Source organism: Fundidesulfovibrio butyratiphilus, from assembly GCF_054657235.1.
On record NZ_BAAHXA010000002.1, the window covers coordinates 935,443 to 960,824 of the forward strand.

Annotated in this window: 19 protein-coding genes; 11 read left to right on the forward strand and 8 right to left on the reverse strand. The window is 65.9% G+C overall.

Annotated features, from left to right (window positions below; translation table 11 throughout):
- Positions 1-134 precede the first annotated feature (134 nt).
- Positions 135-536, reverse strand: a complete 402-nt coding sequence (locus tag ACYQ01_RS15240) for a bacteriohemerythrin (RefSeq protein ID WP_459934713.1) — start codon at positions 534-536, stop codon at positions 135-137.
- A 446-nt stretch (positions 537-982) separates the two neighbouring features.
- On the opposite strand from ACYQ01_RS15240, the gene ACYQ01_RS15245 reads away from it, so the two are divergent.
- Positions 983-2,143: an NADH:flavin oxidoreductase gene (locus ACYQ01_RS15245; RefSeq protein WP_459934714.1), complete on the forward strand. Its 1,161-nt coding sequence runs from the start codon at positions 983-985 to the stop codon at positions 2,141-2,143.
- Positions 2,144-2,276: 133 nt separating this feature from the next.
- Here ACYQ01_RS15245 and ACYQ01_RS15250 read toward each other — a convergent pair whose 3' ends face one another.
- Positions 2,277-2,666, reverse strand: a complete 390-nt coding sequence (locus ACYQ01_RS15250; RefSeq protein WP_459934715.1) for a SpoIIAA family protein — start codon at positions 2,664-2,666, stop codon at positions 2,277-2,279.
- A gap of 243 nt (positions 2,667-2,909) precedes the next feature.
- Positions 2,910-3,923 carry a diguanylate cyclase domain-containing protein gene (locus ACYQ01_RS15255; RefSeq protein WP_459934716.1) on the reverse strand — a complete coding sequence of 338 codons (1,014 nt, stop codon included), beginning with the start codon at positions 3,921-3,923 and terminating at the stop codon, positions 2,910-2,912.
- Between the two features lie 375 nt (positions 3,924-4,298).
- Here ACYQ01_RS15255 and ACYQ01_RS15260 point away from each other — a divergent pair, with 375 nt between their 5' ends.
- From ACYQ01_RS15260 to ACYQ01_RS15305, 10 genes are all read left to right on the forward strand, one after another.
- Positions 4,299-4,916: a TetR/AcrR family transcriptional regulator gene (locus ACYQ01_RS15260; RefSeq protein ID WP_459934717.1), complete on the forward strand. Its 618-nt coding sequence runs from the start codon at positions 4,299-4,301 to the stop codon at positions 4,914-4,916.
- Between the two features lie 32 nt (positions 4,917-4,948).
- The gene (locus ACYQ01_RS15265) at positions 4,949-6,106 is read left to right on the forward strand and encodes an efflux RND transporter periplasmic adaptor subunit (RefSeq protein WP_459934718.1); all 1,158 of its coding nucleotides are present in this window, start codon (positions 4,949-4,951) and stop codon (positions 6,104-6,106) included.
- Positions 6,103-9,177 carry an efflux RND transporter permease subunit gene (locus ACYQ01_RS15270; protein WP_459934719.1) on the forward strand — a complete coding sequence of 1,025 codons (3,075 nt, stop codon included), beginning with the start codon at positions 6,103-6,105 and terminating at the stop codon, positions 9,175-9,177. Before ACYQ01_RS15265 ends, ACYQ01_RS15270 begins: the two co-directional genes overlap by 4 nt.
- A 336-nt stretch (positions 9,178-9,513) precedes the next feature.
- Entirely contained in the window at positions 9,514-9,834 is a 321-nt protein-coding gene (locus tag ACYQ01_RS15275; protein ID WP_459934720.1) for a hypothetical protein, read from the forward strand.
- Positions 9,835-9,851: 17 nt separating this feature from the next.
- Complete coding sequence (locus ACYQ01_RS15280; RefSeq protein WP_459934721.1) at positions 9,852-10,091, forward strand: FeoA family protein; 240 nt, start codon at positions 9,852-9,854, stop codon at positions 10,089-10,091.
- Positions 10,092-10,094: 3 nt separating this feature from the next.
- Entirely contained in the window at positions 10,095-12,422 is a 2,328-nt protein-coding gene (gene feoB / locus ACYQ01_RS15285) for a ferrous iron transport protein B (RefSeq protein ID WP_459934722.1), read from the forward strand.
- Between the two features lie 557 nt (positions 12,423-12,979).
- Positions 12,980-14,161: an iron-containing alcohol dehydrogenase gene (locus ACYQ01_RS15290; protein ID WP_459934723.1), complete on the forward strand. Its 1,182-nt coding sequence runs from the start codon at positions 12,980-12,982 to the stop codon at positions 14,159-14,161.
- Between the two features lie 559 nt (positions 14,162-14,720).
- A complete protein-coding gene (locus ACYQ01_RS15295; RefSeq protein WP_459934724.1) occupies positions 14,721-15,863 on the forward strand; it encodes an iron-containing alcohol dehydrogenase in 1,143 nt (380 codons plus the stop codon).
- Positions 15,863-17,077, forward strand: coding sequence for a two-component system sensor histidine kinase NtrB (locus ACYQ01_RS15300; protein WP_459934725.1), 1,215 nt, complete (start codon positions 15,863-15,865; stop codon positions 17,075-17,077). Before ACYQ01_RS15295 ends, ACYQ01_RS15300 begins: the two co-directional genes overlap by 1 nt.
- Entirely contained in the window at positions 17,070-18,404 is a 1,335-nt protein-coding gene (locus ACYQ01_RS15305) for a sigma-54-dependent transcriptional regulator (RefSeq protein ID WP_459934726.1), read from the forward strand. Before ACYQ01_RS15300 ends, ACYQ01_RS15305 begins: the two co-directional genes overlap by 8 nt.
- 206 nt (positions 18,405-18,610) lie before the next feature.
- On the opposite strand, the gene ACYQ01_RS15310 is transcribed toward ACYQ01_RS15305, so the two are convergent.
- The 5 genes from ACYQ01_RS15310 to ACYQ01_RS15330 form a co-directional block, all read right to left on the reverse strand.
- On the reverse strand, positions 18,611-18,901 hold the full coding sequence (locus ACYQ01_RS15310; RefSeq protein ID WP_459934727.1) for a hypothetical protein: 291 nt from the start codon (positions 18,899-18,901) through the stop codon (positions 18,611-18,613).
- 90 nt (positions 18,902-18,991) lie between these two features.
- The gene (locus ACYQ01_RS15315) at positions 18,992-21,112 is read right to left on the reverse strand and encodes an efflux RND transporter periplasmic adaptor subunit (RefSeq protein WP_459934728.1); all 2,121 of its coding nucleotides are present in this window, start codon (positions 21,110-21,112) and stop codon (positions 18,992-18,994) included.
- Complete coding sequence (locus tag ACYQ01_RS15320) at positions 21,112-22,482, reverse strand: efflux RND transporter periplasmic adaptor subunit (RefSeq protein ID WP_459934729.1); 1,371 nt, start codon at positions 22,480-22,482, stop codon at positions 21,112-21,114. The genes ACYQ01_RS15315 and ACYQ01_RS15320 overlap by 1 nt, the downstream gene beginning before the upstream one ends.
- A gap of 1 nt (position 22,483) precedes the next feature.
- A complete protein-coding gene (locus ACYQ01_RS15325; RefSeq protein ID WP_459934730.1) occupies positions 22,484-23,260 on the reverse strand; it encodes an efflux RND transporter periplasmic adaptor subunit in 777 nt (258 codons plus the stop codon).
- 24 nt (positions 23,261-23,284) lie between these two features.
- Positions 23,285-25,303 carry a TolC family protein gene (locus ACYQ01_RS15330; protein ID WP_459934731.1) on the reverse strand — a complete coding sequence of 673 codons (2,019 nt, stop codon included), beginning with the start codon at positions 25,301-25,303 and terminating at the stop codon, positions 23,285-23,287.
- Positions 25,304-25,382 lie beyond the last annotated feature (79 nt).

Consider the following 25,382-nt stretch of genomic DNA (forward strand, 5'->3'; position numbering starts at 1 on the left):
TCCCAAGGGTTGGGGATGGTGGTGAAGGCGTTCGCCGGCGGCTTTCCGAACAGATAGTCCACAAGGTCGCGCCCGGGCAAATCTTTTGTGAATCGTCGTTTCCCGGTCAGGCGTTTTCGTCGCTGGCCGCGATGTCAGGCTCCCATCTTGTCCCGCAGAAAGTGTCCCATTTTGACGTCGACGCCGCTGATGTGGCCGGCCAGCCACTGCTTCAGGAAGTCGAGCACGGCGGGCAGCATCTGGATTTCTTCGGCGGTCGAGGCCGTAAAATCCTTCACTTTCGAGACAAAAAACGCATGTTCCGCCATGTGGTCGAAAAGATCGGGATACTTGTGCCGTTTCATGTGCCGCTCTTCCGTGGAAAAGTGCATGATGGCGTACTCTTTCATCTTTTTCACGGTGGCCGGGTAGGCGGAAGCGTCGCCGTTTTCCGCCGCGTCATGCAGGGAGTTGAGCATCTCCACCAGGGACTGGTGTTGCGCGTCGATCTCGGGAATTCCAATGGAGAGGTCGTCGCTCCATTGCAAGAACGGCATAGGGAACTCCTTTGTGGCGTCCGGCGGGGTGTCGGCCCGGGCGTTTCGCGGTCCGCGTGGAGCGAGTGTTTCCCGGTTTGGCAGCGCGCCGCCTATTTATTGATATATCAAATAAAATCGTTCCAAAATAGTATTTTTATACACAGTGCCAGCCTTCCTGTCCATTGCGCGCCGTGTTTCCGCTGCTGCTGCGAGAAGTTCCTTGGTCAGTGCGGCTCCTGTGTCCAGGCGAGGCGCGTTTCTTCGTCCGGGCATGCGCTCCCTCGCTTTGGCTTTCGCAACTGCTGGCAATCGTTGGGGACGGGCCTAGGCGCGTCCGGGGGCCCTTGCCGCCCGGCGCGGTAGCGGCTATAAAGGGCCGCGAACCCTCTGGTTTTCTTTTCCGGCGCAAGCGCCTGTCCGGGCCGTTCGTTCGCCCGCGCCCCCCCATCAAGGAGGCCTCTTTCATGTTCCCCGATCCCTTGAAATCCGTTCCCTGCGTCGACATGTTCGCCCCCGTGACCCTGGGACGCCTGACCCTGCCCAACCGGTTCGTGCGCGCCGCCACCTGGGAGGGACTGGCCGCCGAGGACGGGCGGGTCACGCCGGAACTCACCCGCTTGCTGGTTCGTCTGGCCGAGGGAGGGGTGGGGCTGGTCATCACCGGGCACGCCTACGTGCTCAAACAGGGTCAGGCCAGTCCCTGGCAGCTTGGCGCGCACGATCCGGCCATGCGTCCCGGGCTGACCGACCTGGCCGGGGCCGTACGCGCGGCGGGCGCGAAGATCGCCGTCCAACTGGCCCACGCCGGCAAGGCGGCCGTCACCGCGCTTTCCGGGTGCGAAGCCCTGGGGCCCTCGGATGGCGAAGGCTTCCGGGCCATGACCGTCGTCGAGATCGAACGGACCGTCCGGGCCTTCGCCACGGCTGCGGCCCTGTGTCGGGAGTGCGGCTTCGACGCGGTGGAGATTCACGCCGCCCACGGCTACCTGTTGAGCCAGTTTCTTTCGCCCGCCTACAACGCCCGGACGGACGACTACGGCGGCGGCCTGGAGAACCGGGCCCGCGCGCTGTTGGACGTGGTGCGCGGCGTGCGTCGGTCCGTGGGGGACGATTTCCCCGTGCTGGTCAAGATCAACAGCGAGGACTGCCTGCCCGGCGGTTTCAGCGTGGACGAGGCCGCCCGGGTGGCCTCGTGGCTGGGACCGGCCGGGGCGGACGCGGTGGAGCTTTCCGGTGGCACGGGCGATTCCGGGCGGCTGGGGCCGGTGCGCCAACTGCGTATCAAGTCCCCCGGGGACGAAGGCTATTTCCGGCGGGCGGCGGCGCGGGTCAGGGCCGAATGCGACCTGCCGCTCCTTCTGGTGGGCGGGATTCGCTCCCTGGAGGCGGCGAGCGAGCTGGTGGCCGAGGGCGTGTGCGACGCGGTGTCGCTGTGCCGTCCGCTTATCCGGGAACCGGATCTGGTGGCCCGGTGGAAGTCCGGCGACCGGCGACCTTCGGCCTGCGTGTCGGACAGCTTCTGTTTTCGTCCGGCCATGGCCGGCGAGGGGATCTCCTGCCTGACCGAGAAACGCCAGCGGGAAAAGGCGGCCAGGGCCCGGGCGGCTTCGGCGGACAACGCGTGAGTTCGAGCGGGTTTGCCCGTCGCCTTTTCCCTCCCGGGGGCCTTTTCGATGCGGGCACCCCCGGGGGGCGATATCCGAAACATGGCGCCGCAAGCGCCTGGCCGTCTGTGGCCTGGGCGGCGCGGTCTTGTCGTCAGTCGGCTTGTCCTTTCACGAAATCCCAGGCGCTTTGCAGGTCGGCGACGTCGAAATATTTTTCGATGCGCCCCTTTTCCGGGCTGCCGAAGACCAGGTTGTCCACTTTGGTCAGAAATTTCTGCACGTCGCTTTTGCCGACGACGGCGATCAGGCCGATTTCCTTGATGTGGCTCAAGGCGTAGCGGGCGTCCTCCACAAACGCGCCGAATTCGCTTTCCCGTATCGACATCCGGTCGATCTTCACCAGGAAGTTCACTTTGGTCTGGCCTTTGGCAAGAACGGCTTCAAAGATCTTCTTGAGTTCGTCCACGTCGTTTTTCGTATACCCGCCCGATATTTCCACGGCCAGGATGTTGTTTTTGCTGCCTTCCAGTACCGAAAACATGGCCACCTCCTCGAGAATGCGAAACTTTTCAGGGATTGGTTCAGTTTGTGCCAAAAGACGTCTCCCGTGTCAAGGCGACGCCGGAGCAGGCAGGGCTGTCGGTCTGTCGGCACCTTTCCGGTGGCCGCGTCGAGGCGCGAAAGTCCGCGCCGGGCCGCTGCGAACCGCGGTTCGGGGGGACGGGTTCGCGTTTCGCCGGGCGGTGGTCGCACAGACCTTGGGACCGTGGGTTTCGGCCGGGCGCTAGCGGGTCTTGTCGCCTTTTCTGGATTTCTTGACCGCGTACATGGACCGGTCCGCTTCATCCAGCAGGGCGTCGAGGTCCTGGGCGTCGTCGGGGTACATGGCCAGGCCGATGCTGACTTCGAGAGGGAGGGACGTACGCTCGAAATGAAAGGGGCGCTCTATGGCCTGGGCGCAGCGTTTGGCGGCCTGGGCGGCGTCCTCGCGTCCGCCCACGTGGGGGAGGATGACCCCGAATTCGTCCCCGCCCAGGCGGGCCGCCAGGTCGGACTCCCGGACGCAGCTTTCGATCCGCCTGGCCATCTCGCGTATGGCGGCGTCGCCCGCCCGGTGGCCGTGGCGGTCGTTGATGTCCTTGAGGCCGTCCATGTCCAGGTTGAGGACGGCCATGGCGGCGCTGCCGCGCCTGGCCCGGGCCATGTGCTGGCGCAGCAGGTCGTAGAACAGGGCCCGGTTGGCCAGGCCGGTGAGCATGTCGTGGGTGGCCTGACGGTAGAGTTCCTTGATCTCGAACTTGGCCGCGTGAAACATGGCCGAGGCGATCAGGCCGGATGTCATCTTCAGAATTTCCACGTGCCGGTCGGTAAAGAAGTTCGGCTCGGCCGAGGCGATCTTGACCACGCCCACGGCCGCTTCCTCGTGCACGAGCGGGGTCACGACCATGGAGCGCAAGCCCACCCGGCGGCAGGCGATCTTGTCCACGCGCGGGTCGGTCTCGGAGTCCCGGCATACCAGAATCTTGCCGCTTTCGATGCACAATCCCGAAAGGCTCGCCGCGCGCTTGAGCCGCAGCCCGAGCAGGTCCTTGGCCATGCCGGAAACCGCCCGGTACACCACCTCGTCGTCTTCGGCCAGTTCGACGATGGCTCCGTCGGCCTCGGTGAGTTCGAGCAGCTCTTCGGCCACAAACGCCATCACGCCGCCCAGGTCCAGGCCGAGTTGGACGATCCGGGTCTGTATGGCGATGATGCGCAACAGCGTGTCGTTGGGCAGGTTTCCCCGGGTGTCGGTCATGGAGAGGCTCCAGAGGTTGCATTTCCGCGATCAACCGCCCGCGTCGGGGCTGGCGGGGTCGCGGTTTCGCGCGCGTGAGGCGAAGGATGGGCGACGCCCCGGCATACTAGCGAAAGCCGCTTGGCTTCGACAAGCCGCTATTGGCCCTCCGTACCCTTTTCCGCGAAAAAATCTTGGTTGGTCGGGCCGGCGAACCAGACCCGGCCCGGCCCGACCAAGGCGTTGCAAGAGTCCCTTTTCACGGCCAGCGCGGAGTGGTCGCCAGGCCTCCTTGGGAGAACTGTGCTTGACAGTGAAAAATGATGATTTATAAAATTCATCAGAAATTTTTTTTCACCAAACAACCCGGGTGGGACGCCCACCCAGAGACCCGCCATGGGACGCAAGAAAACGCCCGCGCCGGACGCGCGGGCCATGCAAAACCGCATCATCGAAACCGCCGAGGCCCTGTTTCGCGGGGTGGGGTACGCCAAGACCACCGTGGCCGACATCGCCCGGGCGCTTTCCATGAGCCCGGCCAACGTCTACCGGTATTTCCCCGCCAAGGCGGCCATCAACGAGGCCATTTGCGAGCGCCTGGTGCGCCGCATCGAGGCCCGCTGCCAGGAAACGCTCGCCCGACCCGGAACCGCCGCTCAACGGTTGGAGCGTTTGCTGTTCGAATACCATCGGGCGGTGAAGGACAACGTGCTCAAGGACCGCCGTTTGCACGACATGGTGGTTTCGGCCATGGACGAGCATTGGTCGGTGATCCAGAGCCATGCCGAACGCATGGAGGGGCATCTGTCCAGCCTGTTGGACCACGGCGTGGCCTCGGGCGAATTTCGAAGCATGGACACGCGGGCCATGGCCGAATCCCTGCTCGAGGCGGTGACGGTTTTCATCTATCCCAACATCGTGGAGCGCCTCATGGAAGAGGATGGCCCCACGGGCGACACCGAGCATCGTCTCGGCAATCTGCTGGACCTGGTTTTTCACGGCCTGCGGGCCTGAGGAACACGTCCGGCGCGCACGCGAGCACACCCATGAGACAGAAGACGGTCACACACATCATATCCCGGGCGACGCTTCGGGCGTTGCTCCTGGGGCTGGCCTGCGCCGCGCTGGCGGTTACGGGCCTTTCCGGCTGTCGGGACAAGGCCGCGCCCGTCCAGGCCAGGCCCGTGGTCAAGACCATGCGCCTGGAGCTGGCGCGCGGCGGCGGGGAGCGCACCTATTCCGGCGTGGTGGTCCCGCGCCACGAGGTGCGCGAGGCCTTCCGCGTGGGCGGGCGCATCGAAAAGCGTCTGGTGGACGTGGGCGACCGCGTGCGTCAGGGCCAAGACTTGGCCGTTCTGGACGACAAGGACCTGCGCCTTTCCATGGAGAGCGCCCAGGCCGAACGCATGGCCGCGACCACCAACCGGGATCGGGCCGTTACAGACGAAAAGCGCTTTGCCACCTTGTTGCGCCAAGGCGTGGTCAGCCAGTCCGACTACGACCAGCGCCACCTGGCCGCCGACGAAGCTCGCTCGCGCCTGGAACGGGCCGAGCGCTCCCTGGATCTGGCCCGGCGCCAGCTTGGCTACGCGCGCCTGCTCTCCAGCGGAGACGGCGTGGTCACGGCCGTGAGCGCCGAACCCGGGCAGGTTGTGGCGGCGGGGCAGACCGTGGTCAGCGTGGCCCGCAAGGGCGACAGGGAAGTGTTGGTGGACATCCCGGAAAGCCGGCTGGCCGACCTCAGGCGGTCTTCGGCGGAGGTGACGCTTTGGGCCGACGACAACGCGCGCCACAAGGCCGTGCTGCGCGAGGTGGCCCCCGCCGCCGACGCGGCCGCCCGCACCTACGCCGTGCGCTACGTCCTGCCGGACGCCGACTCGACCGTGCGCCTGGGCATGACCGCCACGCTGCACCTTTCCGACCCGGCCGCGGCCGCGACCGCCCGGGTGCCCCTTTCGGCCGTGTTCGACCAGGGCGGCGGGCCGGGGCTGTGGATCGTCGACCCGGCGGACGGCTCCATAAGCCTGCGGCCGGTCACGGTGGATCACTACACCGACAGCGACGCCTACGTGCGCGGTCGGCTGAAGGACGGCGAAGTGGCCGTGACGGCCGGGGTGCAGAAGCTCGACCCGGGCGTCCGGGTGCGCCTCGAGGAATCGGCGGTCAGAACCGATGCCGGGACCCCGGAGGAGGCCGGGCGATGAAGCGCTTCAACCTGAGCGAATGGGCGGTGAACCACCGGGCGCTCACCCTGTTTCTCATCCTGCTGGTGACGTGTTCGGGCGCGTGGTCGTACGTGCACCTGGGGCGGGCCGAGGACCCGGACTTCACGGTCAAGGACATGATCATCACCGCCAAGTGGCCCGGAGCCACGGCGGACGAGATGCGCCGTCTCGTGGCCGACCCCATGGAAAAGAAGCTTCAGGAAGTGCCGTATTTCGACAAGGTGAAGACCTATTCCCGGCCCGAAGTGACCGTCTTGCACCTGGTGCTGGCCGATTCGACCCCACCCTCGCAGGTGGGGGAGTGCTGGTACCAGGCCAGGAAGCGCGTGGGCGACATCACGGCCAGCCTGCCGTCCGGGGTGCTGGGACCCTTTTTCAACGACGAGTTCGGCGACGTGGACAGCGTGCTCTACCTGCTCACCGGCAAGGACTTCACCATGCGCCAGCTCAAGGACGAGGCCGAGACCCTGCGTCAGGAGCTTTTGCGCGTGCCGGGCGTGACCAAGGTGCGCTTCTACGGCGACCAGGCCGAGCGCATTTATGTGGAAGTCAGCCACGCCAAGCTGGCCACCCTGGGCATTCCGCTTCAAACGGTGTTTTCCTCCATCGCCAAGCAGAACGCCGTGGCCTCGGCGGGTGACTTGCAAACCGACGCCGACACCATCCGCCTGCGCGTGGACGGCGCGCTCACCGGCGTGGACGCCCTGGCCGCCGTGCCCGTGCGGGCCGGGGAGCGCATCTTTCGCCTGGGCGACATCGCCACGTTCACCCGCGGGCCCGAGGATCCGGCGAGCTTCGTGGTGCGCCACGCGGGACAACCGGCCATCGCTCTGGGCGTGGTCATGGCCAAGGGGGCCAACATCCTGCGCTTTGGCGAGCGCCTGGACGCGGCCATGGAGCGCATTCGCGAAAACCTGCCCCTGGGCTACGAGGTGGACCGGGTGGCCGATCAACCCCAGGTGGTGGACGAATCGGTCAACGAGTTTTTGCGCTCCTTCGCCGAGGCCCTCATCATCGTGCTGGGCGTGAGCTTTCTTTCCCTGGGCTGGCGCACGGGCGTGGTGGTGGCCCTGGCCGTGCCCCTGGTGCTGGCCGTGGTGCTCACGGTCATGGACGCCCTGGGCATGAGCCTGGAGCGCGTGAGCCTGGGTGCGCTCATCATCGCCCTGGGGCTTTTGGTGGACGACGCCATCATTTCGGTGGAGATGATGGTGGTGAAAATGGAACAGGGCCTGGACCGCATATCGGCCGCCACGTTCGCCTGGACCGCCACGGCCTTCCCCATGCTCACCGGCACCCTGGTCACGGCGGCGGGATTTTTGCCCGTGGGCTTGGCCCGGTCGGCCTCCGGCGAATACGCGGGCGGCATCTTCCGGGTGGTGTGCATCGCCCTGGTGGCCTCCTGGTTCGTGGCCGTGGTGTTCACGCCCTATCTCGGCTACAAGCTGTTGCCGGACTTTCACAAGGCCGACGCGCAAAATCCCCACGCCATCTACGAGACGCCCATCTATCGCCGGTTGCGCCGGGTGGTGGTCTGGTGCGTGGAACGCCGCGCGGTCGTGGTGACGGCCACGGCCCTGCTCTTCGCGCTGGCCATTGTCGGATCGTTTTTCGTGTCGCGCCAGTTTTTTCCCGCCTCCACCCGCCCCGAACTCCTGGTGGAGTTGCGCCTGCCCGAGGGCTCGGGCATCCAGGCCACCACCAAGGCCGTGGACGCCATGGAGGCCTTCGTGAAGAAGGACCCGGAAGTCACGACCTATACGAGCTACATCGGGTCCGGCGCGCCGCGCTGGTTTTTGGCCATGGCCCCGGAACTGCCCAATCCGAGCTATGGCGTGGTGGTGCTGAACACGGCGGACGCTCGGGCCCGGGACCGGGTCAAGGCCCGGGTGGAGGCCTACGCCGCCCGGGGCGGACTGCCCCAGGCCCGGGTGCGGGTGACCACCCTGTTTTTGGGACCGCCGGTGGGTTTTCCCGTGCAGTTCCGGGTCATCGGCACGGACCCGCTCGTCTTGCGCCAGATCGCCTACACGGTGCGCGACGTGATGCGCGCCGACCCCGACACCCGCGACGTCAACCTGGACTGGAACGAACAGGCCAAGGCCGTGCGCCTGGTGGTGGACCAGGACCGGGCCCGGGCGCTGGGACTGACCCCGCAGGACATCGCCGACGCCTTGCGCATGCTGCTTTCCGGCGTGACCGTCACCCAGGTGCGCGACGGCATCGAACTGGTGAACGTGGTGGTGCGGGCCACCCCCGAGGAAAGGCTGCGTCCCGAACTCTTGCCCGACCTGACCATCGCCGCGCAAAACGGACGCATCATTCCCCTGTCCCAGGTGGCCAAGATCGAATACGTCCAGGAGGAACCCATTCTCTGGCGGCAAAGCCGGGATCTGGTCATTACCGTGCGGGCCGAGGTGGCCCAGGGGGTGCAGCCCCCGGACGTGGCCACGCGCATTCTGTCCAGGCTGGGCCCCATCAAGAAGGAGCTGCCTCCCGGCTACCGCATCGAGGTGGGCGGGTCGCTGGAGGAGAGCGCCAAGGCCAACCGTTCCATCGTGGTCCTGCTGCCGCTGTCGGCCGGGGTGATGCTCCTGCTGCTTATGATGCAGTTGCAGAACTTTCCCCGCCTGCTCCTGGTGCTGGCCACCTCGCCCTTGGGCCTTATCGGCGCGGTCGGGGCGCTTCTGGCCTTTCATCAGCCCTTCGGCTTCGTGGCCATGCTGGGCGTGTTGTCCCTGGCCGGCATGATCATGCGCAACAGCGTCATCCTGGTGGACCAGATCGCCCAGGATCGGGAGGGCGGCATGTCCGAATGGGAGGCCGTGGTGGACGCCACCATCCGTCGGGCCCGTCCCGTGGCGCTTACGGCCCTGGCCGCGATTTTGGCCATGATCCCCCTGTCGCGCAACGTGTTCTGGGGGCCCATGGCCGTGGCCATCATGGGCGGGCTGCTCGTGGCCACGGTGCTCACGCTGTTGTTCACTCCGGCGCTTTACGCCATGATCTTTCGGGTCAAAAGGCCGAAAGAGGGCGTGAGCGCGAACTGACGCCGGGCCGGAAGGGACGCTGTCTCTTCCGGCCTGTTTCGTGAAAGGGGAGATGTCCTTCTCCCCACCCTCCTCAATACCTCCCTTGCCCAACCGGCGGTGTCCGCGCGGTTTCGCCTGACGGCGGTGTGTGGCCGGAAGGCGTGGCCGTCCGAGTGCGCGCCCTTTTGCCGAACGGAAAATGCCGACGGCCTGTTTTTAGTTGATTATGAAAATCATTTTCGTTATCAACGCGTCCAACGACGACCGGAGCCCCGCGAAAGCCATCGTTGCGCCGGAACGTCCGGTCAAGCGGGCGCTCCCGCAATGCGGCCGGCAACGGTTCACGAGGATTCCATGATGCTCAAAAGTCCCCATCACGACCTGCAATGTCCCCCGGACGGCGCGCTTCAGGCCTGCGCCGGGGCGTGCGCGGTCACCGGGATCGTCCACCAGTTGGCCGAGTCCCTGGGCCGGGCCATCGACGCCAAGGACCGTCACACCCTGGCCCATTCCGAAGAAGTGGCCGTGATCGCGCAGACCCTGGACGCCACGTGCCCAGCGCGGTCCCTGGTGTCCCGGTGCGACGCGGCCCTATACCGCGTGAAGGCCTCCGGTGGAGACGGAGAAGCCCTGGCCGAGGCCTTGTCGGTCGCGCCCCAGGGCTCCGGAAAATAATCAACAAGGAGGACGACATGCCCCAAGGAGTGTGCTTGCGCGAACTGCGCGTCAATCAGAAAGCCCGCGTGCGCGCCATAAGCGCCAAGGGAGAACTGGGTCGGCGCATCCGGGACCTGGGAATCGTGCCGGGAACCGAAGTCACGGTCATGGGCAGGGCGCCCCTGCACGATCCCGTGGCCCTGCGTCTGCGGGATTTCACCCTGACCCTGCGCAACAGCGAAGCCGACCACATCCTGGTCGACACGGAGGAATAGTCCATGCCCCCGACGTTTACCTTCGCCTTGGCCGGAAATCCCAACTGCGGCAAGACCACCATGTTCAACGCCCTTACCGGGGCCCGGCAGCACGTGGGCAACTATCCCGGCGTCACCGTGGAAAAGCGCGAGGGCCGACTGTGGGTGGGCGCGCGGGAGTTTTCCGTGGTGGACCTGCCCGGCATGTACTCCCTGACCGCCTACAGCGCCGACGAATTGGCCGCACGGGCCTTTCTCGTGGACGAAAAGCCCAGTTGCGTGATCGACGTGCTGGACGCCGGGACCCTGGAGCGCAGCCTGTACCTGACGGTCCAATTGATGGAGCTCGGCGTGCCGGTGGTTCTGGCCCTCAACATGATGGACGAAGTGCGCCGGCGCAATCTGGTACTCGACACCAAGCTTCTTTCGCGCCTGCTGGGCGCGCCCGTGGTGGAGACCGTGGCCCGCGTGGGCGAGGGCAAGGACGATCTGGTGCGCGAGGCCCTGGCGTTTGCCGAAAAACGGCGCGGGGCCTGGAAACCGTTGGAGATTTCCTACGGCGCGGACATAGACCAGGCCCTTTTGCGCATGGAGGAGCGCATCGAGGCGGACCGTTTCCTGACCGACCGGTTCCCGGCGCGCTGGCTGGCTCTCAAGTACGTGGAGGGCGACCGGGATGTCGTCGAAATGGGCCGTGCGGCCGGCCCGACCTCGGCCGCCCTGGAAGACATGGCCGCCCGGTTGTCCCGGCATGTGGAGGCCACCCTGGGCGCGTACCCGGAGGAGATTATTTCCGACCATCGGTACGGGTTCATCGCATCGCTCCTGCGCCAGGGGGTGCTCCGGTACGATTCCGCCTACGATCGCATCGCCGGGTCAGACAGGATCGATCGTCTCCTCACCCAGAGGGTTCTCGGTCCGCTTATCATGCTGGGCGTGCTCTATGCCATGTTCGAACTCACCTTCCTGGTGGGGCAGTACCCTATGGACTGGCTGGAGGCCGGTTTCGACGCGCTGGGCGCGTGGGTGGGCGCGACCCTGCCCGAGGGGCTGCTGAACTCGATGCTCGTGTCGGGCGTCATCGCGGGCGTGGGCGGGGTGCTGGGCTTTCTGCCCCTTATCGTCATCATGTTTTTCCAACTCTCGTTTCTTGAAGACCTGGGCTACATGGCCCGCGTGGCCTACATGCTCGACCGGGTGTTCAGGGCCTTCGGCCTGCACGGCGGCTCGGTCATGCCCTTTATCATTTCCGGCGGCATCCCGGGCGGGTGCGCCGTGCCCGGCGTCATGGCCGCCCGGACCCTGCGCAGCCCCAAGGAGCGCTTGGCCACCATCCTGGCCGCGCCCTTCATGGCCTGCGGGGCCAAAATTCCCGTCTTCTTGCTCCTCATCGCGGCCTTTTTCCCACAAGGGGGCGGCGCGGCCCTGTTTTTGATCACCCTGGCCTCCTGGGGCGCGGCCCTGCTGGTGGCCAGACTGTGGCGGTCCACGGTCATCGCCGGGGAGGGCACTCCCTTTATCATGGAGTTGCCCCCCTATCGTCTGCCCACCTTCCGGGGGCTTTGCATCCACACCTGGGAACGGGCCTGGCAGTACATCAAGAAGGCCGGCACGGTGATTTTGGCCATCTCCATTCTCATGTGGGCGGCCATGACCTTTCCGGGCCTGCCCGAAGACAAGGCGGCCGCCTTCGAGGCCGAGCGCGCCGCCGTGGGCGCCGCGATGGAAGCGGCCACGGGCGGGAACGCCGAGGCGGGGGCCGACGCCGCTCCCCGGACCGACGGGGCCGACAGGACCGACGTGGCCAAGGCCCCGGTCCAGCCCGAACACGCGTCCGAACCGGCCGCCGGGGTCGCGCCCGACAAGCCGGCGGGGCCATCCGACCAAGCCGCCGAGGAACCCGAGGACCCCTGGCAGGCCAAGCTCGACGAGATCGACAACCGCGAGGCCGAAGCGGCCCTGCGCAACTCCCTGGCCGGACGCCTGGGAGTGGCCCTGGAGGGCGTCAGCGGGCTGGCCGGCTTCGACTGGCGGGTGAACATCGCGCTCATCGGCGGCATCGCGGCCAAGGAAGTGGTGGTCTCCACCCTGGGCACGGCCTACGCCCTGGGTGAGGTCGACCCCGAGGAGGCCGGTTCCCTGACGGAGCGCATCGCCGCCGATCCGGCGTTTTCGCCCCTCGTGGCCCTGTCGCTGATCGCCTTCACCATCCTCTACGCCCCGTGCTTCGTCACCGTGGTGGCCATAGCCAGGGAAGCCTCCTGGAAGTGGGCCGGATTCGCCGTGGTGGCCAACACCGCGCTGGGGTTCCTGGTGGCGGTGGCCATCTACCAGGTGGGACGGCTGGTGTAGCCCAACCCGGAGGCTGACGTCCGCAGGACGGAGGCGAGCAGGAGGGGGCCGGTCCGGGGTTGGCCATTCCCGGTCGGCGACCCCGAAACGCCCGGCTCCTCCCGCTCCCCGGCCGCGCGGCCCCACCCGGACCGCGCGGCCGGACCATGACGAAGCCCCTGCCGCGCGCGTCCGGCGACGGGCGGGAGCCGCCTTTTCCAGTCCGGGTTTCCGGTTCATGTGTCCGATGTCGAAAATTTCGGTCCGCGCCGTGGCGTTGTGAGCCAAATTGCCACACTCGGGCTTACCAATCGGTCATTTTGTCTCACCGTTTTCTATTGATCCGTGATTGTTGGACTTCATTCGTCCGGGCGTGTCCCAGGGGCGGGCGCGGGGAGTCGTTTTGTCCGGTTTCGCATGGACAAAAGGAGCCCGTGGTCATCCCTTGGGACGCTTAGTCGTTTTAACCTATTGAATATATTCATATAAAGCGCTGGCCTGAAAGTTGCTTTCTTAGGAAAAAGCCCGAAAGGAGAAGTACGCCCAGCCCGGAACACCAACCCAAGGAGGCAGGCATCATGGCCGTCAACGAACAAGTCTATGGATTTTTCATTCCCCGCGTCACCCTGATCGGCATCGGCGCGTCCAACTCGATTCCCGAACGGATCAAGGCCCTCGACGGAGCCAAGCCTCTCATCGTAACGGACAAGGGCATCGTAGGCGCCGGCATCTGCAAGCACATCACCGACCTGCTCGACGCGGCTGACATGCACTACGTGGTCTTCGACGAAACCGTGCCCAATCCCACCGACGCCAACGTGCACGCCGGCGTGGAGATCTACAAGGCCAACAACTGCGACAGCATCATCACCCTGGGCGGCGGGTCCTCCCACGACTGCGGCAAGGGCATCGGCCTGGTGGTGGCCAACGGCGGAAAGATTCACGACTTCGAAGGCGTGGACAAGTCCACCAAGCGCTTTCCTCCCTACCTGGCCGTGAACACCACCGCCGGCACCGCCTCGGAAATGACCCGTTTCTGCATCATCACCGACCTTTCCCGCCATGTGAAAATGGCCATCGTGGACTGGCGCGTCACCCCCAACCTGGCCATCGACGATCCCATGCTCATGGTGGGCATGCCTCCGGCGCTCACCGCGGCCACGGGCATGGACGCCCTGACCCACGCCGTGGAGGCCTATGTCTCCACCATCGCCACTCCCATGACCGACGCCTGCGCCGAGAAGGCCATCGAACTGGTCTTCAAGTACCTGCGCAAGGCCGTGGCCAACGGCCAGGACCTGGAGGCCCGCGAGGCCATGTGCTTCGCCCAGTACCTGGCCGGCATGGCCTTCAACAACGCCAGCCTGGGACACGTGCACGCCATGGCCCATCAGTTGGGCGGCTTTTACGACCTGCCCCACGGCGAGTGCAACGCCATCTTGCTGCCGCATGTGGAGAAGTTCAATCTTATCGCCAAGCTTGAGCGGTTCGCTCGAATGGCCAAGATCATGGGCGAAAACATCGAGGGACTTTCGCCGCGCAAGGCCGCCGAAAGGGCGCTGGAGGCCATCAAGGAACTCTCCGCCGATGTGGGCATCCCCACCGGGCTGGTGGAGCTTGGAAAGCGCTACGGCAAGGAGGTCAGGGCCGAAGACATCGGCATCATGACCCAGAACGCCCAGAAGGACGCCTGCGGCCTGACCAACCCGCGCTGCCCCACGGACAAGGATGTGGAGGCCATTTTCACCGCCGCCCTGTAGTGTCGCCGGCCGCGAAAACGGCCTCGGCCGCTTTCGCGGGCGACATTTTGAAATAGAGGGCACGTCCCGAGGCGCCCGGGGCGCTCCGGGATGCGACGCAAGCCCGAAGTCGTCGAGTCCGGCGGCCGGGGAGTCCGTCTCCTTCGGCCGCCGGCCACCTTGTATGAGGCGCTCGCGCCCGGCCCGCCGTCTGGTCCGCCGGGCGCCTGCGCGGCGCGTCGCCGGGGCGGGGCGGCCGTCACGCCGCGCCGTCGGCGTTTCCCCGCGTCCGATGTCGTCCCGGAAACGCGTTTGCTCCGGGGCGTTTCGCCGTTGACCGGCGCGCGTCGTTCGCCTCGCGTCGCGCTCCCCCGCGACGCGAGGCGCTGCGGGCCCGGCCCCTTCGGACGCAAAGATTTTCCACAAAATGGTCCAGACGTTCTTGAGCGGCGTGCATATTTTGGGGTATGCGACAGGAATCGTCCGTTGTTCGCGCTGGTCGACAGGCACGCCCTGATACACCCCCACCCGAGGTCGAACGCCGCCGGCGTTTCGCCTTTCGATTCGCCGAGGGTTGGTCATGAACGTCACGAAATTCGCCATTCCCGAAATCATCTTCGGCCGAGGCTCCATGGTCTACGTGGCCAAGTGCGCCCGACGCCTGGGGGCCGAACGCGTGTTGCTGGTCAGCGACGAAGGCGTGATGCGCTCGGGCTGGGTGGACAAAATGACCGAACACCTGGAGGACGACCGGCTGGAGTGGGTCTATTTCGGCGACGTGAGCTCCAATCCCCGCGACTACCAGGTGCGCGCGGGAGCCGAACTCTATCTGGAGAGCAGGGCCGACGTGATCATCGCCATCGGCGGGGGCAGCCCCATCGACGCGGCCAAGGGCATCGCCCTCCTGGCCGGAAACGGCGGAGTCATCTCGGACTACGAAGGGGCCAACCGCGTGGAGCGGCCCCTGCCCCCCACCATCTTCGTGCCGTCCACGGCCGGAAGCGGGTCCGACGTCTCCCAGTTCTGCATCGTCACCGACGTGAAGCGCCAGCTCAAGATGTCCATCATCAGCCGGTCGCTGGTCCCCAACATCTCCATCATCGACCCCATGCTCCTTTTGACCAAGAGCCAGCACCTCATCATCGCCTCGGCCATCGACGCCTTCGCCCACGCCGTGGAGTCCTACCTGTCGCGCCTGGCCTCGCCCTTCACCGAGATGCAGGCTCTCAAGGCCATCGAGTTGGTCATCAAAAACATTCGCCCCGCGGTGGAGCACCGCTCCCTGGACGCCCTGGAACAGCTTTCCATCGCCAGCACCGCCGCCGGCATGTCCTTCAGCAACGCCGGGCTCGGAGTCGGGCACGCCCTGGCGCACTCCCTGGGCGGCATGTTCGACATCCTGCACGGCCTGGTGCATCCCGTGCTGTTGCCCGCCGTCATGCGCTTCAACACCCCGGCCGCGCCGGCCAAGATGGGAACCGTCGGCCGCCTGATCCTGGGCCGACACGACCTCTCGGACGAACACGCGACCCAGGCCGGCATCGACAAGCTCAGGCAGTCCTTCGCCAGGCTGGGCGTGCCCGTGCGTCTGCGCGACATCCTGCCGGAACGCCCCCCCCTGGAGCGGCTGGCCAAGGCCGCCCTCAACGACGCCTGCAACCTGACCAACCCCCGGCAGGCCGACTTCGAGAGCCTGCTGGCCATCTGCGAGGAGGTTTGGTAATGCGCGCTCCCTCCTTGGAAGACCTGGTCGGCATCGACCACTGCAAGTTGGGCTTTTACCAGGAACTGCGCCAGAAGCTCGACGAGCTGCAAAGGGCCAACCTGGAGTCCGAGCGGCGGCGGCGGGAAATCGCCGCGATCCTGGACGGCATAGCGGATCTCATGATGGTCCTTTCCGAGGATATGCGCATCCTCTCGGCCAACCACGTTTTTCGCGAAGTCATGGGCATCGACGCGCCCGAGGGCCGCTTTTGCTACGAGATCTTTCGGGGCGCGAGCGGACCTTGCCCGGAGTGCCCGGCCCACCGCTCGTTCCTGACGGGGGAGGTGTGCCGCGAAACCGCCATCTTCCGGGTGTGCGGCAAGAATCGACAGTTCGAGATGGTGGCCTCTCCCATTCGCGACCCGGACAAGGACGAGCGTCACATCCTTATCTTCAAGCGCGACGTCACCAGGGAAAAGGAGTTTCAGGCCAAGTTCTATCAGGCCGAGAAGATGGCCACGGTGGGCATGCTGGCCGCGGGCGTGGCCCACGAGGTGAACAATCCCCTGGCCGCCATTTCGGGGTTCGCCCAGGGCATTCGCAGGCGCCTGGACAAAATGGAGTCGCCCGAAGGAACCGACCTGGAAGACATGATCGATTACGCGGACACCATCCTGGCCGAGTGCAATCGCTGCCGCGACATCGTGCGCACCCTGCTCACGTTCAGCAGGCCGGTTTCGGGAGGTTTCGCCCACCTGGACATTAACGTCGTCGTGGAAGACACGCTCAAACTTTTGCGCCACCACATCAAGACCACGGACCTGGAAATTTCCGTGCGCACGGAGCTTGCCAAGGGCCTGCCCCTGATCCTGGGAGACGAAGCCCAACTCAAGCAGGTGCTGCTCAATCTGCTCATCAACGCCACCGACGCGGTGGAGCAGACCGGGACGGGCAAGGGGACCATAGCCATCCGCACGTACGCGACCGAGGACGACGGCGTCGCCCTGGAGGTGGAGGATTCGGGGTGCGGGATTCCCGGGGAAAACCTCGACAAACTGTTCGAGCCGTTTTTCACCACAAAAGCCGTGGGCAAGGGCATTGGCTTCGGCCTGTCCATTTGCTACGGCATAGTCAAGGAGCACCGCGGCGAGATTGTGGCGCTCAGCGAACCCGGCAAGGGATCGCGGTTCATCGTCCAGTTGCCTTCCAATCCGGAACATGCCCGTGAATAGCCCATACAGCGTTCTTGTCGTGGACGACGAACAGTCTCTGACCAAGCTTTTCAAAAAGGAACTTTCCAGCCCCACCCGCACCGTCCACACCACCGGGTCCGCCCGCCAGGCCCGGGACATGTGCCGCAAGACCCAGTACGACGTCATCGTGCTGGACCTGCGCCTGCCCGACGCCAACGGCCTGGAGCTCCTGGTGGAGTTTCGCGGCCGCATCCCGGACGTGGAGGTGATCATGATCACCGGGCACGGCAACATCGACAGCGCCGTCGAGGCCATGAAGATGGGCGCGTACGACTACATCACCAAGCCCTTCAAGCTCGACGAGTTGGAGATCGTGGTGGAGCGCGCCTGGCAGCGGGTCTGCCTGGGACGCGAAAACCGAAGTCTCAAACATTCCCAGATGAGCGTAAAGCCGCCCATGCTGGTGGGGCTTTCCCAGGCCATCCGCCAGGTGCGCTTTCTGGTGGAAAAGGTGGCGCCCACCGAGGTGCCGGTGCTGCTCACCGGGGAGTCGGGCGTGGGCAAGGACGTGGTGGCCAACGCCATCCATTCCTCCAGCAGGCGCGCGGACAAGCCCCTCATCATCAAGAATTGCGCCACCCTGCAAAAGGAATTGGCGCGAAGCGAACTCTTCGGCCACTGTCGGGGGGCCTTTACCGGCGCCACGGAGAGCCGCGAGGGTCTGCTCACCTTCGCCCACCAGGGCACCTTGTTCCTGGACGAGATCGGCGAGTTGCCCCTGGAAGTGCAGGGGTCGCTCCTGCGCGTGCTGGAGAGCAAGAGCTACCGCCGGGTGGGGGAAAAGGACGAGCGCCACACCGACGTGCGCCTGCTCTTCGCCACCAACCGCAATCTCCAGACCGAGGTGGAGGAGGGCCGCTTCCACGAGGCCCTGTACCACCGCATCAACGTCTTCAACATCCACATCCCCACCCTGGCCGAGCGCAAGGAGGACATCCCCCTCCTGGTGGAGTACTTCCTGAACCGCCTCAGTCCCGGCCACCCCCCCTGCAAGGTCACCGACGGCGCTTTGCGCTGCCTGCTGGAATATTCCTGGCCGGGCAACGTGCGCGAGCTGCGCAACGTCATCGAGCGCGGCATGATCCTGGCCGAGAACGGCCTCATCACCGAGCAGGCCCTGCCGCGCGAGTTCATGGACAAGGGCGGGGACGAACTGGGCGCGCTCTCCCTGGAGCACATGGAACGCGCGCACATACGGCGCGTGCTCCAGTTCCACGGGGGTAACCGTTCCCTGGCCGCCCAGTCCCTGGGCATCAGCCGCAAGACGCTCTACCGCAAGATTCTGGAATACGGGCTGGAAGGATAGCCGGACGAGGACCGCGCGTCCGTCGCGCGCTGGCCGGCGAGCGCCCGAAAGAGCCCGGCGCCCAGGCCGGGCGTGTACGGTCCGGGCGTGGCCGATCCGGGCGGGCGTTTTTCGGCAGTCCGGGGGGAGCGGGGGGAATGCCCCGCTCCCTGCGCGATAGGGCGAGACAAGGCGCGTAAAGGCGCATCGGCCGCCGGGGTGTTTGTTTATTGCGCGGATTCCTCCTCGCCGGGAAAGCCTCCCGCGGCCTCCCGCTGGCGACGGGTCATTTCGAGGATGGCCCGGTGCAGGGAGTCGCGCAACTGAAACGCCTTGGACACCGGCAACACGATGCGGTTGGCGACGCGGGCCTGGTTGGGAATGGAGCGGTGCACGTTGCCGAATTCCAGGATAACCTCCTCGGGACCGGCGTACACCGTGAACATGTCCCGGTAACAGTATTCCAGGTCCGACGGTATGTGCGTCTGCAAGGAGTCTGGTGTTTGTTGCTCGGACATGTCTGTATTCCTCCGTGTTGCGGTCAGTGGGTTACGCGCCCCTGGAAGGCGGCTTCGCTTGCCGGCTTCGGTTGAAAAGGGGCGCGACACTTAAAAGCTCATTTCCCTGATAAGCACCCGGTAGATCCGCCGCAGGCCCTGGGCCAGGCGTGAAACGCTTTTCGCCTGGAGCCGCGCGAGACCGCTTTGGCCGATACGCAGGTCCTCGGCCGGCGTGTCGACCTTGGCCTCCACCGCGTAATAGCTCTCCAGCATGGCCAGCTTGCCCTTGCCCGCGTTGACCACGGGCAGGCTGCCCTCGGCGGCCGAAGTCAGGCCCAGGTATTCCATGTTCTCCGTTCGCACGGGATGGATCGAGGCGATGCGCGCCGACAACGGGCGCGCCCGGTCATCGGGATAAAATTCGACTTCGCCTTGGGGAAGCAGATCCATCACCCGGTCCTCGCTGACGAACGCGTAGACTCGCAGGTCCGTGAAGTCGGCTATTCGGCCCAACACCTGCAACTGCTTCACGGCCATGCCGTCGCGCAGGGTGTCGTCCCATTCGTAGAGAACGCCGCCGACCTTCGCCACCTGGCGGCTTTGCTCCTTTTGCTGATGCAGGCCGGCCAGCCTGGCTCGCGCGTCGGCTATTTCCTCGGTCTGCTGCGGTATGTAGGCCCAGTTTTGATCGTCCAAGCCGAAGAGTTCCAGCTTTTTCTCGGAGATCCTTTTCTCCAGTTCGAAGATGCGGGTGTCGGCGTCGAGCTTGTCCGACGTGATGCGGGAAAGCACGGCCCCCTGTTTCACCTCGGCGCCCCGGGAGACGGCGATATCGTGGATTTCCCCGGAAAACGGGGCGTAGATCACCTGGTCGTGCACCGCGGTCAGCACGGCGGGCGCGGATATCTCGTGAGGCAGGGGCACGGCGTACCAAAGAAGCGCGGCGGCCAGGACCAGGGTCAGAGTCCGGGTCCGGCGGTTCCAGGCCAGGCTCTGGCGCATGTCCAGAAGCGCCTTGGTCTCGCGCAGTATCGGGCCCAGGATGAACCACCACACCTCCACCAGGAAGAGGAATATCCCAAGTATTTTTAAGAACTTGTGGTACACCAGAACCGCGATGGTCATGTACAGGGTCAGGCGGTAGGCCCAGGTGTAGAAGCTGTAGGCGATCACCGCCCAGAAGCGGCCTCCGGTGATTTCCGGGTCGGGGTGGGGCTCCCTGGTCCCCAGCAGCCACCTGCGGCAGGCCCAGCGGGTGAGGGCGAAGGCCCGCGGCTGAAGGTTGTCGATGCCGCACAGGTCCATGAGCAGGAAATAGCCGTCGAACCGCATGGCCGGATTGATGTTGATCAGAAGCGTGGACAAAAGCGACGAGGAGGAGATGACGAAAAAAATGCCGTGCAGCAGACCCGCGCCGGTCATCCCCCAGCCGAACAGGGCCAGTCCGGCGATCGCCAGTTCGGCCTTGACGCCGGCGAAGGTTATGGCCAGCCGCTTGCGGCGGTCCTTGATCTTCCAGGCGTCGGTCACGTCGCAAAACGCCACGGGCCACATGACGATGAAGGCCACGCCCATGGTCGGGACGCGCAGACCCCGGGCTTTGGCCGTGTAGGCGTGGCTGAACTCGTGGACGGTCTTGATGAGGGCCACCACCAGGCCGAAGACCGCAAGGCCCTGCCAGTTGAAGAAGTAGGGGAAGGTGCCCAGATATTCTTGGAAGCGTTCGACGCACATGACCAACCCGATCGCGGCCAAAAGCGCGTAGAGGATCAGGGCCTTGCCCGAGGCCAGGGGGGCGACCAGGGGCAGGGTGCGTTCGAGAAAGCCGTCCGGCTTGAGAAGCGGAACGCGAAAGTACAGGTAGTGGTGCAGGAGCCAGCGAACCGGATCGACCCTGTTTCGGCGAAACTCCGCGAGAAGCTCTTTCACCGTCCTGGTGGGGCGGCTTCTGGTCAAGCCCTTGCTTTCGGCCTCGCGGCAAAAGGCCAGGACTTCCTCGGGCGCGGGGCGCAAGGTGGTCTCCTGGACGATGCGGTCCATGAGTTCGGTCAAGGTTGTCTTGGCGCGCAAGCGGACGAGGATTTCGGCCCCGGTCCATCCCACCTTGTCGAAAGTGCGGTTGAGGGGGTCGTAGACCGTGAAGGTGGGGGAGCCGTCCGGGGTCGGCGGACCGGAATGGATCTCGATGTCCGGGCGCAGGACGGGCAGGTCGATGTCGCGCTGGTCCATCACAGTCCCAGGGTCCTGCGCATCCAGGCCAGGGGCTTGCGCAGCAGCCAGTAGGCCAGGGCCACCCGGTGGCCCCGGATCACGGCCGTGCCCTGCAGGCCGATGCGCAGCGGGGGCGAGCCCTTGGTCCATTCGCACTCGGCCATGACGCAGGGAAAGCCCTGCGGGCTGACGCCGACGTTTCTGGCCACATGGGTGAGCCTGGCCTGGATGTCGGCTTCGGGAAAGGCGTTGAGGTACACGTGAACGGGCTTGTCCGGGTCGAAGGGCACGTTGTCGTCCACGGGCAGCCAGACGCGCAGCTTTGTCCGGGCCGGGTCCACGATCATGAGCACCTTTTCTCCCACCGCCACCGGCCGGCCGCGCCATTCGTTGGGGTCGTCGATCACCACCACTCCGGGGATCTCGGCCGTCACCTCCAGCTTGGCCACGTTGCTCTCGGCCAATTCGAGGCGGGACTTTTCCTGCTCCAGGCGAAGCTCCAAAAGCGCCATCTCGCCCTTGGCCTTGGTGTCCAGAAAGGCCTGGAGGTTGGAGCGGGTGAGCGAGGACTGGATGATCTGCACCTGCTGCCTGGCCACCTTGAGGTCCTCGACGGCCACGCGCTTGTCATAGACAAAGAGCGGTTCGCCCGTGTCGACCTTCTGCCCCGGTTGGACCTTGACCTCGGCGATCACGCCGTTGAGCGGGGCGGTGACCACGAACGGGTCCTTGGCGGTCACCTCGCAGGGCGCGACCACCCGCAGGGAGACCGGCAGGCACAGGACAATCAGCGCGACCACAAGGGCGGCGGCCACCCGGCGTTTTTGGGTGAGCGTGCCAATCCATTTGCGGGCGTCGAAGCGCGGGGCGCATTTTTCCCAGGCGATGGAGTAGCCCTGGGCCAGGGGGACCAGAAGTTCGAGCTCCATGTCCAGCCAGGGGGCCTGGGCCCATCGCTCCAGCCACAGCCCGGCCGCCAGGCGGCCCCGGCTGAAGAGCGGCAGCCAGACCACGCAGAGACCGGCGGTTCGGGCGGAAAGGGCGCTCCAGGCCTGGGCCTGGTCCGACGCCAGGCTTTGCCCGGTGAGGATTCGGGCCTGGTCCAGGCCGGGCAGCCCGGCCAGAATGTCCGTCCATTGCTCGGCCAGCTCGGAATCCTTGGGCCGGCGGCTTTGCCCGGAGACCCCGAGCAGCACGGGTTTTGCGCCTTCCAGGCCGAAAAGGCAGGCCCGGTCGTAGCGGGTCAGCGTGATGGTCCTGTTCAGCAGGCGAAAGGTGAGCTCGGTGCGGTCCTGGGATTGGCCCGCCTCAAGGATCAGCCGGTTGAGCGTTCCCAGGGCGCTCAGGGCGCGTTGCCCCGCCTCGGGCCTGGTCCACGGGGAGGTCATATTATTCGCCGGAAGCGTCCGCCCGCCGCAGGGTTCCGGTCATGCCGCTGCGCAGGGTGTCCCGGGCGTTGTCCACGTCGGCATGGATTTCGAACGTGGCGCTGGCCGGGTCCAGAACCTGGCCCACGTGGGTGATCACCCCCCGCACCGAGGTGGCCACCTCGTTCACGGCGATTTCGATGGTCTGGCCGATGCGCACCTTGCCGAACATGGTGGAGGGCAGCAGGATTCTGGCCTGAAGGACCCGGTCGTCCACCACTTCGATCAGGGGCCGGCCCTTGTCCACCCACTCGTGCTCGTGGACGAAGACCCGCTTCACCCGGCCGGGAAAGGGGGCGCAGACCCGGCAGGAGGCCAGCTCCTTGCGGGCCTGTTGCAGGCCGGCCGAGGCGATGCCGTTGTCCTTGCGGGCGTTTTCCACGTCCAGGGCGGAGGCGGACTTGCCCGTGAACAGGCGTTCGGTCACCTGGAGGCTCTTGGCGGCGGCCGTGGCCGCAGCCTGGTTTTTTTGCACGTTGGGGCGGTAGATTCCCTCGTCGAGTTGCACGAGCAGATCGCCCTTTTCGAACTTTTCTCCCAGGTGTTTCCGGATATGTTCCACCTTGGCCGAAACCTCGGCGGAAAGCACGGCCTGGTGCTTGGGGTCCAAGACCAGGGACAGGGGCTTGGCGGCCAGGGGCGAGCCCGCGACCGGAGTCTGGGCCAGCCCGCGGGCCGGCGAAAAGGCCAGGCAGCAGGCCACGAACAGGAGACAGACAAAGCGAAGCGGAGTCATCATGCGCCTCGGGGCTGAAGGCCGGTTTCAGGACTTGCCGTGACGGGTCTTGGACGCCAGGCGCAATTCTTCCCTGCGGGCCTGGCGTTCTTCCGCCTCGGTGAGGATGTCCGGTTGGTTGTCATGCAGAGGGCTCAACGTGACGCTCTCGCGCGGGGCGCCCTGGGCGGTCGCCTTCTGGACTTTCGGGGAGGCCGGGGGCGCGACCTGGCCGGTTGCGCGGCTCGCCGGGTCGGCCTGGCCCAGTTGCGCGGGCTCCGCTTGAGCCTGGGCCGTGGGCTTGGTCTGGGGACCCTGCGCGGCCTGGGCCGACGTGGACCGGGCCTGATCCGTCTGGGCGGTGCTCGTCTGTTCGAGCGCGGCGGTCTGTTGGGGGCGGGCCTGGCGCGGCTGTTCGCTCCGGGCCTCCTTCGCCGGCCGGGACTTCCCGGCCGCTTCGGCCTTGGACGCCGGTTTGGCCAGGGCCTTTTCGGGCGAAGCTTGCGAACGGCCCTTGCGGACGGTTTCCCCGGACTTGGGGGCGCTTGCCGAGGCGACAAGCGTGCTGGGGGCATTCCAGTCCCGGCCCAGGGAGTTGATCAGCCGGGCCCTGGCGGCCAAAAAGCCGGCATAGTTGCCCAGGTGCCGCAGTCTGGCGCTCATGTAGCGCTGGTCCTCGTCCAGGAGCAGGCTCTCCTTGAGCTTGCCCTGGCGCACCTGGTCGCGCACCATGTCCAGCACCTCGCGGCGTTCGGCCTCCAGTTGTTTGGAGAGTTGCAGCCGGCCCAAGGTCTCCTGGCACTCGATGATGGAGAGCTTGATCTGGGTGGTCACGGCCAAGGTCAGGCGCATGCGCCGTTTCGCGGCCAGTTGGGCCTGGCTCTGGGCCGTGTAGCGATCGTACATGGTCTTGGGCAGGGAGAACAAATCCCAGGAGAGGCGCACGCCTACGATGTACCAGTCGTTGCGGCTCAGGTACTTGTTGGAGTCGGCGGAATACTTGCCGTAGGGCGTGATGGCGGGAAACATCTGCATCAGGGCGGCGTTGGCCTCGTCCAGGGAGACGTTCTGCTCCAGGTCCTGCTGGTAGAGTTCCGGGCGCTGGCGGAGGGCCTCGTTCTCCAGGGAGGCCAGGGGAATTTCGGGCATGCCCAGGGGGGTGCCCAGGTCGATGTCCGCCACGGACAGGCCGTCCACATCCTTGACTCCGAGCATTTCGGCCAGCTCGGCCATGGCTGTGCGGTACTCGCTGGAGTAGGTCTTCAGGCGCAGGGCCATCTCGGTCAGGTTGGCCCGGTTTTGCAGACCGTCCAGCCGGGAGAGCAGTCCCGATTCGATCTGTCCGTTGATGATGACCATGCGCTTGTCGATATCACCCAGCAGGGCGGTGGCTTTTTGTACGGCGTCCTTGGCCACCTGGGCCTTGAGATAGGCCCGGGTGACGCTCAGGACGATGTCCTGCTTGAGGCGGCGCAGGCGTTCGCCGGCGATATGGACGCGGTCCTTGGCCTGACGCCAACGCACCATGTTCACGCTCAGGTTGAGAAGATCCCAGGACAAGGTGACGTTGGCCGTGCGGCTCAAACGTTCCGTGGAGATGGAAGGCTCCAGGGACTCCTGGTGCGTGTAGGCGCTGACCGACCGGCTGGGCACGTCCCAGGACTTGTTGGAAGAATCGCCCTCCACCAGCAGCATCGGCAGCAGGCGATACATGGCGCCGGTGGCCATCTCCGCCTGGACCTTCTGCTCCTGGGCCGAGATCAGGGCCTCGAGATTGTGCTCCAGGGCGAAGGCCACGGCCTGGTCCAGGGTCAGGGGCCTGGACAAAACCGGGACGGTCGAGGCCGTCTTGGGGGCGGGCTTGTTCCTGTCCGCCTTTGTGCCCGCTTTGGACGCCTCGGCCTGTGTTATGTTGGCCACGTCTTTCCTGGCGTTTTCCTCGCGCTGGGCCTGGGGGCTCTTGCGCAGGTTGGAGCAGCCGACCAGGATCAGGCAGGCGCAAAGAAGCATTGTCAGGCGTTTTACGCCCGGTTTGAAAAGCGGGACGACTGTGCTGACTGCTGACACGATCCGAAGCTCCTTGTTTCGCTTGGTTTGCGGGCGGGCCCGTTCCGGTGTTGCGCCCGTGAAGGCCCCCTCGCTGTTT

Bases quoted from the DNA above. Each gene is read 5' to 3' on its own strand.
- ACYQ01_RS15240 (WP_459934713.1), bottom strand. From the start codon at position 536: ATGCCGTTCTTGCAATGGAGCGACGACCTCTCCATTGGAATTCCCGAG.
- ACYQ01_RS15245 (WP_459934714.1), top strand. From the start codon at position 983: ATGTTCCCCGATCCCTTGAAATCCGTTCCCTGCGTCGACATGTTCGCC.
- ACYQ01_RS15250 (WP_459934715.1), bottom strand. From the start codon at position 2,666: ATGTTTTCGGTACTGGAAGGCAGCAAAAACAACATCCTGGCCGTGGAA.
- ACYQ01_RS15255 (WP_459934716.1), bottom strand. From the start codon at position 3,923: ATGACCGACACCCGGGGAAACCTGCCCAACGACACGCTGTTGCGCATC.
- ACYQ01_RS15260 (WP_459934717.1), top strand. From the start codon at position 4,299: ATGGGACGCAAGAAAACGCCCGCGCCGGACGCGCGGGCCATGCAAAAC.
- ACYQ01_RS15265 (WP_459934718.1), top strand. From the start codon at position 4,949: ATGAGACAGAAGACGGTCACACACATCATATCCCGGGCGACGCTTCGG.
- ACYQ01_RS15270 (WP_459934719.1), top strand. From the start codon at position 6,103: ATGAAGCGCTTCAACCTGAGCGAATGGGCGGTGAACCACCGGGCGCTC.
- ACYQ01_RS15275 (WP_459934720.1), top strand. From the start codon at position 9,514: ATGATGCTCAAAAGTCCCCATCACGACCTGCAATGTCCCCCGGACGGC.
- ACYQ01_RS15280 (WP_459934721.1), top strand. From the start codon at position 9,852: ATGCCCCAAGGAGTGTGCTTGCGCGAACTGCGCGTCAATCAGAAAGCC.
- feoB (WP_459934722.1), top strand. From the start codon at position 10,095: ATGCCCCCGACGTTTACCTTCGCCTTGGCCGGAAATCCCAACTGCGGC.
- ACYQ01_RS15290 (WP_459934723.1), top strand. From the start codon at position 12,980: ATGGCCGTCAACGAACAAGTCTATGGATTTTTCATTCCCCGCGTCACC.
- ACYQ01_RS15295 (WP_459934724.1), top strand. From the start codon at position 14,721: ATGAACGTCACGAAATTCGCCATTCCCGAAATCATCTTCGGCCGAGGC.
- ACYQ01_RS15300 (WP_459934725.1), top strand. From the start codon at position 15,863: ATGCGCGCTCCCTCCTTGGAAGACCTGGTCGGCATCGACCACTGCAAG.
- ACYQ01_RS15310 (WP_459934727.1), bottom strand. From the start codon at position 18,901: ATGTCCGAGCAACAAACACCAGACTCCTTGCAGACGCACATACCGTCG.
- ACYQ01_RS15315 (WP_459934728.1), bottom strand. From the start codon at position 21,112: ATGGACCAGCGCGACATCGACCTGCCCGTCCTGCGCCCGGACATCGAG.
- ACYQ01_RS15320 (WP_459934729.1), bottom strand. From the start codon at position 22,482: ATGACCTCCCCGTGGACCAGGCCCGAGGCGGGGCAACGCGCCCTGAGC.
- ACYQ01_RS15325 (WP_459934730.1), bottom strand. From the start codon at position 23,260: ATGATGACTCCGCTTCGCTTTGTCTGTCTCCTGTTCGTGGCCTGCTGC.